Origin of the sequence: Pseudoalteromonas sp. SWYJ118, from assembly GCF_015864505.1 — a bacterium.
Lineage (GTDB): Bacteria > Pseudomonadota > Gammaproteobacteria > Enterobacterales > Alteromonadaceae > Pseudoalteromonas > Pseudoalteromonas arctica.
This window is the reverse complement of the sequence record NZ_JADYXC010000001.1, coordinates 442,028-455,400: the sequence shown is the minus strand read 5'-3', so window position 1 is coordinate 455,400 and position 13,373 is coordinate 442,028. Positions and strand designations below refer to the sequence as shown.

The window sequence follows — 13,373 nt, the reverse complement described above, 5'->3', positions numbered from 1 at the left end:
ATTACCTCGCCGCATTTAATAAGGTGTCAAAAATTTCTTGAGCTGCTGCTAAAACTTGTGCTGATGCTGAATATGATTGTTGAAAACGCAGTAAATTTGCGGCCTCTTCATCAAGGTTTACTCCAGATAGTGATTCATACCATGCCTCAGATTGCTGTGCTAGAGCGTCAAATGCAGCCCCACTTGTGATTGCTTGGCCAGTTATAACACCTATATCACTCACTAATCCTGAATAAGCTTGGTTGAACGTTTTATGGTTGTCGGCCGTTGCTGTTGTTTCTACGTTTAGACGGACTAATTCACCATTTTGTAAATCAGCTAATTTTAAACCATTTCGGTTATCATCAAAGCCGCCTTCGTTAAACTCAAGTGTAAAGGTGTCGCCTGTTGCAGGTGTGCCTTCTATATCAAAATCGAATCCGTAGGTATCAAATGGAGCACCCGCTTGCGATAACATTCCTTTTGCAGGAGGCGTAATAGTAAAAGTACTCGTTCCGCTATTATCAGTAATTTGATATTCATTAGCATTACCTGTTTTAACAAGCGTTATTTCACCGTTTGTTAAGCTTGGTGTTGAAGTAAATCCACCGGAGGTAACACTTGTTACTTCTCCCGCTGAAATAGTAGCGGTACCTATATTATTTAAATCATTAGCAGTACGAATAGGCGATGCTAGTGCTAAATCTTCTGCGCGCCCTGTTGCAAGTGTAATGCTTGAAGCAGCATCTGAATTAAGCTTTATTTGAAATTGATCACCCTCAACACCTGCCCCAGACACATTTACTTGAAGGCCAAATGATTCTCCGGTAGTAATAGTCGATGAATCAATAACACCTGTCGATATATCAGCAAGTGAAGGCTGCCCTAACGGATCGCCTTTGTTATCTATAGGCTGAATACTTACTTCATTAGCATTGCCTGTATAGGTAATAATAAAGTCACTGGCAGGGAGTTCACTGCCCTTACCTGGCTCTACCGTTGCAGTCATACCGGCAGTACCTGTGTTAGCTTGATACGCATAAGCGCCAACGGTAGGAATATTAAAAATATTACCCCCTAGCTGACCTGTTGCATCCATACCCAATTTGTTTTGTTCGTTAAATGCATCAGCTATCGCTAAGCCCATTTGACCAATTTGGTTTTGCGCAGGGACTAATATGTCATCTCTAAAAGCAAGTAAGCCGCCAATTTTTCCTTTAAGCTTACTTACATCAACTTCAAGCGGCACTGCTTTGCCACCATTAACGTCAAGCGTGAATTCTTTAAAATTAGGATCGGGGTCGCCTGTCATCGAAAATAAGTTAAATGCGCCATTTTGCATAACCACCGCTTCGCCTGTGCCCATAAAAACGAGTTTTTCGCCATTTGGACCATCAAGCGTTTCTATGTCTATTAGCTCTGATAAGTCGCGTATTGCTTTATCGCGTTCGTTATAGGTAGAGCTCGCATCTGCGGCGTTATTAGTGCCATTAACTGCTGCAATATTTTGATTTAGCGTGCTAATACTTTGAATTAGTGAGTTTGCTTCATCTGAAAATATTTCGAGCTGCTCGTTCACTACACTTTTTTGATCAAGCACGATGCCCGAAAGTCTATCCATTTGATCAATTAAGCTTTGCGCATCTGTCATTACTAATGAGCGGGCAACGGTAGATGACGGCTGATTAAGCGCTTCTTGCACGTTATTAAATAAAGAGTTAATTCCGGTCGAAAGGTTGTTCGACTCTTCAGAAAAAATAGTATCAACTCGATTAGCCTCAGTAATAAACTGATCGAAAAACGATTTATTAGAGGTGTCACGATTTAGCTGTGACTGAGCAAACTCGTTTAGTAATCGGTATGTTTCGCCTCGCCCTACTTGGTTATCAACCATAGTGGTAAATTCAGTACGCTCACGTACGTAGCCTACGGTATTTACATTGGCGATATTTTTACTTGTCGTTTGCAATAGCTCCGAGCTTGCTCTAACCCCAGAACTGGCAATGTTTAATAAATTAAACGACATGTTACTCTACTCCTTGGCGGATCACGTTTGCCGCAATGTCTTTTAGCTGACTGCTATTGAGTACTTTTTTTATTTTGCTGGCATAATTTGGATCGGTTGCATAACCTGCTTTTTGTAATGAATCTAAAAAGTCATTTGGTTTTGCTGTATTTTGTAATGCTTCTTTGTAGCGTGGGTTTTGCGTTAAAAAATCAACGAAGTCGTTCACGCTATCTTTAATTGAATCGTAGGCTCTAAAGCTGGCTTGTTTTTTAACGGGTGTGCCTTGTTCAAACTCAAGCGTTACTTTACTTGCTTTGTCACCTTCCCAGCTTTTATCTGACTTAATATTAAATAAGTTATTTGAGCTGCCACCGTCACTTTTATTAATAATGTGTTTACCCCAACCGGTTTCAAGTGCCGCTTGTGCGACCATTACCGCTGGGTTTAAACCAATTTTTTGCGCTGCAGTTTTAGCGTGTTCCCATACTGAACTTACAAACTCTTCTGCATTTTTAAATGTTGGGCTATCGGTTTTAGACTCTGCAGTATTAACCTTAGGCTCAGCAATATCGGCTTTAGTACTCTTAACGATAAGATCGGGTTGCTTATTTTTTTGCTCATGAGGAAGAGCTGATCCGACTTGCGTATCGCTGAAAATATCGTTGGTTGTTCTAAGCACCGAGCCTGGCATAAAGTTTTTAGACTCAGGCGATAACTGCTGAACAATTAAATCGGCAAGGCCTAACGAGCCATTTGATGAAAGCTCTGTAGAAAGTTGCTGATCGTGCATTTCTTCAAAAAACTTTACGCCACTTGAATTAAATGGACTGTCTTTATCTTCAAATGCTTCGTTAGCTTTGCGCATTCCTTTGAGCAACATTTGCGTAAAAATAGCTTCAAATTGTGCGGCCGCTTTTTTGAGCGCAGCTTTAGAGGCATCAGTTGATGCATCGCCACTCGTTAAGGCTTCTTTACGAAGTAAATCTAAGTTGCCTAAATCAAAAAAGTTTTGTTTATCGAGGTGATTAGTTTCCATCGGCTTTTTGACACAAAATGAATAATGCAGTTAAAAATGCAAAAATTGAGCCACTACCGATAAAACGAGGAAGATAAAAATAATAAACTTAAGTTGCTGTAAATAAAAAGCCCTATATCTAGGGCTTAAGTAATACGTTATTTATTGGCTTGGGTTATTTATATAACAACTAACTGTCCGTTAATTGCGCCGGCTTCTTTTAGTGCTTCTAAAATAGCCATTAAGTCACCAGGCGCTGCGCCTACTTCGTTAATTGCGCGAACTAAATCGTCAAGGCTTACACCTGGATTAAATACAAAGGCGCGCGAGTCGTCTTGATTTACATCAATAATACTTTGCTGTGTAACAACTGTATCACCGTTTGCTAGCGGGTTTGGTTGTGACACATTTTGTTGCTCTGCAATTGTTACTGTTAAGCCACCATGAGTTATAGCCGCAGGCTGAAGCTTAACGTTTTTGCCAATGACAATTGTACCGGTGCGCGAGTTAACTATAATTTTAGCGGCCATGTCAGCGGGCTTAAATTCTAAGTTTTCGAGTGTTGATAAATACGATACACGCTGAGATGCATCGCGTGGTGCTATAACACGAATAGAAACAGAATCAATTGCTTGTGCGCTATTTGGGCCAACTAAGTCATTAATTGTTTTTTCTAGGCGTTTTGCCGTTGTAAAGTCTGGGCGGTTTAGGTTGAAGGTAATGTAATCGCCTTGCATAAATGGGCTTTCTACAGTGCGTTCAACTGTTGCGCCATTTGGTATACGACCAACTGTAGGGGTGTTAATTACAACCTTACTACCATCAAGGCCTTGTGCACCTAAGCCACCGACAATTAAGCTACCTTGTGCAATAGCGTACACGTTACCGTCTACACCCTTTAAAAAAGTTTGTAGTAAAGTACCGCCACGTAAACTGCCTGCACTACCAATAGAAGAAACCGTAATATCTATTGTTTGCCCGGGCTTTCTAAATGCGGGTAACTCTGCATGCACAGCAACAGCGGCAACATTTTTAATTTTAGGACTTTGAGTTGAAGGCAGCGTAATACCAAAGCTGTTCAACATGCCTCTAAAACTTTGTTGTGTGTATGAGTTTTGCTCGCCAGTGCCTGGTAAACCAACCACTAAGCCATAACCAACTAATTGGTTAGAGCGTACGCCTTCAACCATAGACACATCTTTTATGCGCTCAGCACTGGCAGTAAACTGCCAACCTAATAACACAACTAAACATAAAGCTTTAAGGCTATTCATGTTGTTACCCTCTAAAATGGAAACAGCGAACTGCTAAAGAAACGTGTAAGCCAACCAGGACTTTGCGCTTCTTGCGTTTGCCCTTTACCTGAGTATTGAATACGTGCATTAGCAATGCGGTTTGATTCAACCGTATTATCGGCGCTTACGTCTTGAGGGCGTACTAGCCCTTCTAAACGAATAAACTCTTCACCGGTATTAAGCGTTAGCCATTTTTCGCCGCGAATAACTAAGTTACCATTAGGTAAAACGCGCATTACATTAACCGAAATATCGCCCACTAAGCTGTTTGATTGGTTTGATTTTGAATCGCCCGTAAACGACGAATCGCTACCAATGCCAAACTGAATACTATCGCCACCTATATTTACAGGTAGACCACCTAAGCCAATCACTGGGTCTAAGCTTGCGTCGGTTTCTTTGTCTGTTTCTGTTTTAGCGGCTTTTGTTGCTTGAGTAGACTCTTGCAATTTAACCGTAATTATATCGCCAGTACGTAGCGCTTTTTTATCAGAATATAAGTCGTTTGATGTATGAGTATTAAACAATGAACCTGTGGCTACCAGCGGCTCTAAAATAGGCTCGGGGTACATAGGTGCGTAGTAAGGGTCGTCCTGCACTACTTCACTATTTTGCGTAGACATACAGCCACTTAAAAATAATGTGCCCGCTGTAAATAAAATAATATTACGCATAATTCCCCCTACTCTATTAAAGCTGTTGATTGATATAACTCATCATTTCGTCAACGGCCGAAATTACTTTTGAGTTCATTTCGTAAATACGCTGAGTTTCAATTAGGTTTACGAGCTCTTCAGTTACATTTACGTTTGAAGTTTCGAGTGAGCCTTGAATAATGCTACCTAACCCTTCAACACCAGGATTACCTTGTACCGGCGCACCACTTACAGCGGTTTCGGTATAAAGGTTTTGACCAATTGGCTCAAGGCCCGACGGATTAATAAAATCACTAATAGTAAGCTGACCAATGACCACGTTATCGGCTTGGCCTGCAACACGTACAGATACTTCGCCGTCTTGCGAAACCGTAATTGATTGCGCGTCATCAGGTACATTCATTTCTGGCTGAATAACGTAACCTGCGCCCGATGTTACAATTCGTCCATCGCCATCGGTAGTAAACTGACCATTGCGCGAGTAAGCAATATTGCCATCTGGTTGCAGTACTTCAAAAAAACCTTCACCAGAAATCATCCAATCTAGTGAATTTTCGGTGGTCAACATGTTGCCTTGCGTAAACTCTTTTTGGTTAGCTACAACTTTAGCACCCGCACCTAACATTAAGCCCGATGGCATTTCGGTATCTTGCGATGAACGACCACCTGGTTGATTAATATTTTGATAAAGTAAATCTTCAAATATAGCGCGGCTTTTTTTGTAACCTACGGTACTCGCATTCGCTAAATTATTTGAGATAACCGATATATCGGTTTGTTGAGCGTCTAGCCCAGTTTTACTGATCCACAATGCTGGATTCATAATCGTGTCCTCATTTTAAAGTTAAACTATGCGTAATAACTGATCTTGACGCTCGTCAATTTCTTCAGCTGTTTTCATTAATTTCACTTGTAATTCAAATTGGCGCTGGTGGCTTATCATGTCGACCATTTCGTGAACTGGGTTCACATTCGACATTTCAAGCGAACCACTTAAAACTTTTACATTGGCAGAGGTATCTACTGTTACATTTGCTTTTGGTCTAAATAAACCATCGTTACCTTTTTCGAGCTGTGAGCTATTTGCTTCTACCACTCTAAGCGTGTCTATTTCTTCTAAAAAGTTAGCGGGGGCGCCTTGTGGTCGAACTTGAATAGCGCCATCTTGGCTAAACCCTATTTTTTCGACTGGGACGGGTAAAATAACAGGCCCCCCTTCGCCAATAACTTGACGACCATGGCTGGTTACGAGCATGCCTTGAGCAGTAACGTTTAACGTACCCACTTTTGTGTAAGCTTCATTGCCTGAGGCATCTTGCACAGCAAGCCATGCGTTATCGCTCATTGCGATATCTAAGTCTCGCCCGGTTTGAACAATGCCACCCGATACCATGTTTGAACCCGGACGCTCTTGCATTGAAAATACACGTGTAGGCAAACCTTCGCCAAACGCTTGCATAGAACGTGCTTGCGCAAAGTCGGCTTTAAAACCCGTTGTATTTGCATTTGCCAAATTATTGGCTTTTAAAGCAAGCCCTTGTAGGCTTTGCTTAGCGCCAGAGGCCGCAATGTAGACCATTTTGTCCATAGTATCGACTCACATAAAAAATCTCTGAACTTATAAATGCAAAATAGGTGCCAGATTAAATTTGACGCAACATTGAGAGGTATTTAGAAGGGTTTACAAAGAGGACTTATAAAAAAGGCTGCAAAAATGCAGCCTAATATATTTAATGGGGTTTAGCTTATCGAATCTGCAAAATACTTTGCTGAATAGTTGAGTTAACCTCAAGCGCACGTGAGTTTGCTTGGTAATTACGCTGTGCAGTAATTAAGTCTACGAGTTCATTAGTAAGGTTTGTATTTGATTGCTCAAGCGCTGATGAGTTAATTCCACCAAATGTACCCGAACCAGCTTCACCCGCTACAGGTTCACCTGAATCAATACTTTGCTTCCAGCTTGTATCACCCACTTGTGATAACCCTTGTGAATTTGGAAAACGTACCATAGCCACTTGGCCTAGGAATGTTGAGTCACCATTACTGTAAGAAGCGACAATTTTACCGTCTGTTCCTATATCAATTCCGGCTAAACGACCAACCGTTGAGCCATCTTGATCGAGTGCTTTTACTTCAAAACCACTTGAATACTGAGTTGGGATACGTCCTGCCGTGTTATTTTCATCGCGCCAGTTAAGCTCAATACCAGTACCTGGGAAAGTTGCACCATTGTCTAGTAATGTTGATAAACCAGCACCAGAACCCGCTGGTAGTAGTATTTCATCAAAAGTAGTTGTATTTGTATTTGCCACACCACCTGTTGTTGATGGTAAACCACTTGAGTTAAAACCAAGGGTGGTAAGTGGTGTATAAGGCGCGGTTTGTTCTCCACCAGTTGTGCCATCAACTACTTTGCCATCGAGTGTTGCGTATACTTCCCAACTGTTATCTGTACCACCTGCTGCGGCATCATCTTCTTTAGCAAAAAAGTATTGTAAAATATGTGGTTCACCTAATGAATCATATACCGTTGTTGACGTAGATGAGTTATAAGTACCACTAGACGTAGGGTCAAAATCTAGACCTGTTGGATCCGCCGTTGCATCTAAGTTAAACGACAAAAATACATTTTCTGTTGCGCGAGGTGAACCAGACGAATCAGGGATTTGAATTGGATCAGTTGTGCTCAAACTTACCGACGTTGTATCACCTGTAGATGAGTCAACAGGGAATGCTTGTAAAAAGTTACCTTTTGCGTCAACCATAAAGTTATCTTGGTTAAGCTTAAATGCACCCGCACGTGTATATGTTAAATCTTGCGAAGATAAATCGTCGGTCATCGCAAAATAACCTTCACCAGTGATTGCTAAATCAAGTGAGTTATTTGTAAATTGTAGTGAGCCTTGGTGAAACTGCTGCGCAACCATGGTTGTTTGCACACCGTCACCATTTTTAGTCTTACCAGAGCTAAACACTGATGAAGCGTAAACATCGGCAAACTCAGCGCGTGACTCTTTAAAACCTGTGGTATTAACGTTTGCAATATTATTTGCCGTTACGTCTAAATCTTTTTGCGCGGCAGCAAGGCCGGTTAATGCAATATTGAAGCTCATAATTCACCTCTAACCTGTTAGTCTGTGGCCTGCTAGCAGGCGAAAAATACTAAAATTTATTACGCGATTTCTGCTACATCTGTCAGCCTAACCGCACCTTCTTTAGTGTTAATAATAATGCCACTTGAGCCATTAATATTAACGCTTTCAATGTTCTTGAATGTAGCAATGGGCAAGCTTGAAAATTCGCCGTCAGTACTTCCTTCGGCGGTTACTGAGTATTCACCTTCAGGTAAACGCTCACCGGCTTCATTTTTGCCATCCCACGCAAAACGTACTGCACCTGCTGATTGAGAACCCATATCAATAGTTCTCACTAGCTGACCTGATGCATCTGTCACTTTAATTTTTAAGTTATCAACGGCTTCTTCTGCCACTGCAGAGCCTCTGGCATCACCCGTTTCATTTAAATCCAGGGTGTTTGACTCAAGTAAAGCTTGCTTGCCAACAAGTGTTGATGCTTGCAATGCTGAATTTGATGTCATAGATGACGCTAAGCTATCAAAATTTGAATTTAAATCGCTGATGCCTTGCGCCATTGTGAAACTAGTCATTTGCGCAATCATTTGATCGTTATCCGCAGGGTTACTGGGATCCTGAAACGATAATTGCTGAGTTAACAAAGAGAAAAAGTCTTCTTGTGTTAACGCATCACTCTCATTATCACTGGTCGCTACTTGCGATTCTTGCCAGCGTATAGAGTCTAAATAGGATGAAGATGTACTAATATCGTTACTCATAACCTACCCTCGGTTACCGCTGCCCTAGCAACAGTGTTTTACTTAGCATTTGCTTTGCTGCATCAGCAACTTGCACGTTTGTTTGGTAAGAACGAGAGGCAGAAATCATATTTGCCATCTCCTCTACAACATTGACGTTGGGTTTATAGATATAGCCATTTTCATCCGCACTTGGATGGTTTGGGTTATATTCAATTTGTAATGGTGCATTACTTTCAACAATGCCCAAAACTTTCACACCAACTGCGGAGCCCTGTTGGTTACTTACTGATGCTGAAGCCTTTGTTAGCTCAGCCGCAAATACAGGTTGGCGCGCTCGGTACGTTTTGTCTTGAGATGAACTAATGGTATTAGCATTAGAAATATTACTAGCTGTAGTATTTAAGCGAACGTTTTGTGCGCTCATACCCGAACCTGCAATATCGAAAACATTATATAAACTCATAATTTTTATCCTTGACTACCGAGAGCTTTATTCAGGCCTTTAAATTTGCCGCTTAAAAATTGCAAGCTGGCCTGATACTCCATAGCATTCTGTGTATACAAGTTTCGTTCCACTTGTATATCAACCGAGTTACCATCACCTGTATCTGATTGATTTGGCAAACGAAATGATTCTGAACTGCCCATACTATGAGTACCTCCACCAATGTGTTTATCATTAGTTCTTACCATAGTATTGCCGCTTTGCTGGGTTGACCTTGCCGCTTTTAATGCAGAGGCAAAATCAATATCTTTTGCTTTATAGCCAGGCGTATCAGCGTTAGCTATATTAGTTGCAATTAATTCAGCTCGCTGTGAACGGATCAACATGGCTTGCGGATGCACACCTAATGCTTTATCAAAACTGATAGCCATAACCTTCTCCAAAAAATTGACTTACCCATGAATAAAGCAAAAAATAAGCCATTAATATTAGGATGTGTTATATTTTTATAAGGCTATGTATCTAAATAGAAAAACGACGCTTGATGCGTCGTTTTAGGGAAATGAATTAACTTAATTATTTCTTTTGGTAAATGATACCGGGGTTGCATCTAACCATATCAAATTCAGTACTTAGGCCAGTTAGGGACTCTGACGCTCCTAAAAATAAGTACCCTTTTGGGTTTAATGCTTGTGCAAACTGGTTAATAATTTTAGCCTTTATTTCAGGCGCAAAGTAAATAAGTACATTACGACAAAAAATAATATCAAACTTGCCCATTAACGCGTAAGAATCAAGCAAATTCAGGTGCCTAAAACTAACTTGTTTTTTTATTGTATCGTTTACTTGTGCCATACCATTGCCGCTGTCTTTAAAAAACTTTTTACGACGCTCTGCAGATAACCCTCTGGCAAGTGCAAGCGCGTCATATTCTGCATTTTTACACATATCAAGCATGGTATTAGATATGTCGGTACCAATAATTTGTGCACCCATACGAAGCACACCAGGTTGCTTAGTATTAAATTCAGCTACTGACATAGCTATTGAATAGGGTTCTTGTCCTGATGAGCTGGCAGCAGACCAAATTTTTAAAGGCCTTCTTAAGTCTTTAAACTCAGGAAAAAGCTTATTTTGGAGCAACTCAAACGGGTATTGATCTCTAAACCACAACGTTTCGTTTGTGGTCATTGCATCAACCACTGCGGCTCTTAATTGCCGCTCGTGAGGCCCGAGAGTTTTACTAACCAACTCCGATAAAGATCCCACATTAAATCGAGTCATTAACGGAGCAAGTCGGCTTTTAACTAAATACTGTTTGTTTTCACCTAAAACAATGCCGCATTGCTGCTCTAAAAACGAACGAAACTGGTCGTATTCACTTTGCTGCAAATCTTTATTATTCAAGTTAGTAGCACCTATTTTTGTTAATCACAATGAACCCACTTTTTAACCGCTGTTGCTAATTCGTCTGGGTTAAATTTAGCAATAAAGTCATCTGCCCCGACTTTTTCAATCATAGCCTGGTTAAAAACACCACTCAAAGAGGTATGCAAAATAACATGCAAAGGTGCAAGTTTGGGATCTGCTTTTATTTCAGCTGTTAAGGTATAACCGTCCATTTCTGGCATTTCAACGTCTGAGATAAGTAACGCTACTCGCTCAGTAATATCGTTTTTACAATCAAGCTCTGCTATTTCTTTTAATCTTATAAGTGCTTCTTTACCATTTTTGGCAAGCTCTGTTTGCACGCCTAACGGCTCTAGGGCACGTTTAACTTGATTACGCGCAACAGCAGAGTCGTCTGCAATAAATACGATACGTTCGCCTAAATCTTTTTGAATATCGCCGCTTTGTGCAACTTCAGCACTTACTTCTGTGTTTACTGGGCAAATTTCGTTGAGAATTTTTTCTACATCGAGAATTTCGACTAATTCATTTTCGATTTCGGTCACTGCTGTTAAATATGAATAACGTCCGGCGCCTGATGGTGGTGGCATTATTTTTTCCCAATTCATATTTACAATACGTTCAACTCCGCCCACTAAAAACCCTTGCACAGAGCGATTGTATTCAGCAATGATTATAAAGCTGTCTTTAATGTTGTCGATTGGGCGCCCACCTACAGCCATTGATAAATCAATTACTGAAATAGTTTGACCACGAATATGTGCAACACCACGAATATACGGATTAGATTTTGGCATGCTTGTTAGTGGAGGGCATTGCAGCACTTCTCTCACTTTAAATACATTAATACCAAAACGCTGACGCCCTCTGAGCTTAAATAAAAGTAATTCTAGGCGGTTCTGCCCAACCAACTGTGTGCGTTGGTTTACTGAGTCTAAAATGCCTGCCATTCAAATCTCCTAAAGAAAACAAATAATACGGAACGATAATTGCTTTCTATTTATAAAGCTACATAACATCGCGGGTGCGTCTACTTTTTGACGCAAAATATTTATACCCTGTTTGAAACCATAAGCATAGTCGAAACATTATGAGTTTGTTAAAAAAAATCAGAAGATACAGTGTTTTTTATTTTGTTACTAGCTTGTGCTTTGTATTCCCTTTGCAAGCTAAAGTGTTTAGTAAAGATTTATTACAAGACATGGCCGTTGCTTATATAGCTAAGCAGATTGGTACATTGCAAAATACTAATACTCAATTAAGTGCACTGCCTTTAGATAGTCGCATTCCTGATCGTGTCTGTAATACTGAGCTTGAATTATCAACATCCGATGAGCCACCATTTAACCGCCAAGTAACCTTACAAGCTAAGTGCAATGATGCGCAAACGTGGGCTCAATACGTTCATGTAAGAGTTGTTGAAATGGCCCCAGTTGTTGTTGCCACCGCTAATTTATCCCGCGGTGAAGTAATAACTAAATCGCATTTAAGTATTGAAATGAAACCAACTCACTTTGTACGAATACAGTACTTAGATGACCCCACAATGCTAATAGGCAGCAGAAGTAAACGAAATATTAGAAGTGGTATGCCAGTATTACTAAACCAAATTTGTATGGTGTGTAAAGGTGACTCTGTTAATATTTACGCTAACCTTAGAGGCCTTAGAATTAAAACCACAGGTATTGCTTTAGAAGACGGTACTTTGGGCGAACAAATACAAATAAAAAACAAAAAATCAGGTAAAGTTTTAAATGCGCGAGTAGATGGTGTAGAGTCTGTTCAGGTGAATATTTAATTTAGATTTATACTAAAGTATCCTACGTATATGCCGATAACATGGCATAAGTTGGGTAATATACGGGTTTATTATTATGGTTAATCAAGTTAATGGCAGTAATCAACAAGCTAATGCGTTAACAAATGCAAAGCAACAACAAGTTGATTTAAAAAAAGATAACGCAAATACACAAGCGACGCAGACTCCTTCGCCTAAAGCAGCAAGTGACTCTGTAAGCTTAACGCCGCAAGCGCAGCAATTAAAAACGCTTCAAGATAAAGCACAGCAATCGTCTGGATTTGACAGCGATAAAGTTGCTGAGCTTAAAAAAGCAATAACCGAAGGTAAATATCAAGTGGACAGTGAAAAGCTTGCTAAAAACTTAGCTGATTTTGAGTTTAATGTGTATGGCTGATCATAATAGTTTAATTAGCGTAAAACTAAACCAACAAGTAAGTTGTTTAGATTCTTTGCATACGCTATTAAACGACGAGCTTACTGCTATTGCTTCACGACGTGGTGCTGGTTTAAAAGAAATTACCCAACAAAAAATGTCTTTTTTAACTAAGCTAAGCACTCTTGATAAAGAGCTAAGTAAGCTTATTGCCAGTAACGATACACAAAATCCTGAAATATCTGAGCTAATAAGCCAAGTTAAAACTCAACTTGCGCAATGCCAAAAACAAAATAATGTTAATGCTCATGCTGCCCGCCAAGCGCAACTTAGTGTTAAACAATTAAAAGAGATATTAATTGGCGCACCAACGTCAATGACCTACGATCAAGCCGGTAAATCTGTAAATACCGAGAGTAAATTGGTTCGTAATTTAAAAGCGTAAGCCCAAAATTTTACATTAAAAAAGCCTTATTGATATATCAATAAGGCTTTTTTAATGTCCTTTGTTCTTAAATTTCGTTATAAATAATATCCATTTGCTTAATAATGTAAG

15 protein-coding genes are annotated in these 13,373 nt (G+C 40.1%); 3 read left to right on the top strand and 12 right to left on the bottom strand.

Annotated features, from left to right (window positions below; all coding sequences use genetic code 11):
* Nucleotide 1: 1 nt before the first annotated feature.
* The 12 genes from flgK to I6F48_RS02050 all read right to left on the bottom strand — a co-directional run bounded on the left by flgK (nucleotide 2) and on the right by I6F48_RS02050 (nucleotide 11,593).
* On the bottom strand, nucleotides 2-2,005 hold the full coding sequence (gene flgK, locus I6F48_RS02105; protein WP_165740347.1) for a flagellar hook-associated protein FlgK: 2,004 nt from the start codon (nucleotides 2,003-2,005) through the stop codon (nucleotides 2-4).
* A 1-nt stretch (nucleotide 2,006) separates the two neighbouring features.
* The gene (gene flgJ, locus I6F48_RS02100) at nucleotides 2,007-3,023 is read right to left on the bottom strand and encodes a flagellar assembly peptidoglycan hydrolase FlgJ (RefSeq protein WP_165740345.1); all 1,017 of its coding nucleotides are present in this window, start codon (nucleotides 3,021-3,023) and stop codon (nucleotides 2,007-2,009) included.
* Between the two features lie 158 nt (nucleotides 3,024-3,181).
* Nucleotides 3,182-4,276, bottom strand: a complete 1,095-nt coding sequence (locus I6F48_RS02095; RefSeq protein WP_024592771.1) for a flagellar basal body P-ring protein FlgI — start codon at nucleotides 4,274-4,276, stop codon at nucleotides 3,182-3,184.
* 11 nt (nucleotides 4,277-4,287) lie between these two features.
* Complete coding sequence (flgH, locus tag I6F48_RS02090; protein WP_010553251.1) at nucleotides 4,288-4,971, bottom strand: flagellar basal body L-ring protein FlgH; 684 nt, start codon at nucleotides 4,969-4,971, stop codon at nucleotides 4,288-4,290.
* A gap of 16 nt (nucleotides 4,972-4,987) precedes the next feature.
* Nucleotides 4,988-5,776 (bottom strand): flagellar basal-body rod protein FlgG, encoded by a 789-nt coding sequence (flgG, locus tag I6F48_RS02085; RefSeq protein ID WP_002959420.1) that lies wholly within the window; start codon nucleotides 5,774-5,776, stop codon nucleotides 4,988-4,990.
* A gap of 21 nt (nucleotides 5,777-5,797) precedes the next feature.
* Nucleotides 5,798-6,541, bottom strand: coding sequence for a flagellar basal body rod protein FlgF (locus tag I6F48_RS02080; protein WP_007581863.1), 744 nt, complete (start codon nucleotides 6,539-6,541; stop codon nucleotides 5,798-5,800).
* Nucleotides 6,542-6,698: 157 nt separating this feature from the next.
* Entirely contained in the window at nucleotides 6,699-8,066 is a 1,368-nt protein-coding gene (flgE, locus tag I6F48_RS02075; protein ID WP_165740344.1) for a flagellar hook protein FlgE, read from the bottom strand.
* 59 nt (nucleotides 8,067-8,125) lie between these two features.
* On the bottom strand, nucleotides 8,126-8,806 hold the full coding sequence (locus tag I6F48_RS02070) for a flagellar hook assembly protein FlgD (RefSeq protein WP_007581861.1): 681 nt from the start codon (nucleotides 8,804-8,806) through the stop codon (nucleotides 8,126-8,128).
* Nucleotides 8,807-8,819: 13 nt separating this feature from the next.
* Nucleotides 8,820-9,251 (bottom strand): flagellar basal body rod protein FlgC, encoded by a 432-nt coding sequence (gene flgC / locus I6F48_RS02065; RefSeq protein WP_007581860.1) that lies wholly within the window; start codon nucleotides 9,249-9,251, stop codon nucleotides 8,820-8,822.
* 5 nt (nucleotides 9,252-9,256) lie between these two features.
* Nucleotides 9,257-9,664 carry a flagellar basal body rod protein FlgB gene (gene flgB, locus I6F48_RS02060; protein ID WP_002959431.1) on the bottom strand — a complete coding sequence of 136 codons (408 nt, stop codon included), beginning with the start codon at nucleotides 9,662-9,664 and terminating at the stop codon, nucleotides 9,257-9,259.
* A 145-nt stretch (nucleotides 9,665-9,809) separates the two neighbouring features.
* Nucleotides 9,810-10,640 carry a CheR family methyltransferase gene (locus I6F48_RS02055; protein WP_007581859.1) on the bottom strand — a complete coding sequence of 277 codons (831 nt, stop codon included), beginning with the start codon at nucleotides 10,638-10,640 and terminating at the stop codon, nucleotides 9,810-9,812.
* Between the two features lie 20 nt (nucleotides 10,641-10,660).
* Nucleotides 10,661-11,593: a chemotaxis protein CheV gene (locus tag I6F48_RS02050; RefSeq protein ID WP_007581858.1), complete on the bottom strand. Its 933-nt coding sequence runs from the start codon at nucleotides 11,591-11,593 to the stop codon at nucleotides 10,661-10,663.
* A gap of 140 nt (nucleotides 11,594-11,733) precedes the next feature.
* Between I6F48_RS02050 and flgA the strand changes: the two genes are divergently transcribed.
* From flgA to flgN, 3 genes are all read left to right on the top strand, one after another.
* Nucleotides 11,734-12,441: a flagellar basal body P-ring formation chaperone FlgA gene (flgA, locus tag I6F48_RS02045; protein WP_165729499.1), complete on the top strand. Its 708-nt coding sequence runs from the start codon at nucleotides 11,734-11,736 to the stop codon at nucleotides 12,439-12,441.
* Nucleotides 12,442-12,517: 76 nt separating this feature from the next.
* Nucleotides 12,518-12,838, top strand: a complete 321-nt coding sequence (flgM, locus tag I6F48_RS02040) for a flagellar biosynthesis anti-sigma factor FlgM (protein WP_007581856.1) — start codon at nucleotides 12,518-12,520, stop codon at nucleotides 12,836-12,838.
* Nucleotides 12,831-13,262 (top strand): flagellar protein FlgN, encoded by a 432-nt coding sequence (gene flgN / locus I6F48_RS02035; RefSeq protein WP_024589967.1) that lies wholly within the window; start codon nucleotides 12,831-12,833, stop codon nucleotides 13,260-13,262. Before flgM ends, flgN begins: the two co-directional genes overlap by 8 nt.
* Nucleotides 13,263-13,373: the final 111 nt, after the last annotated feature.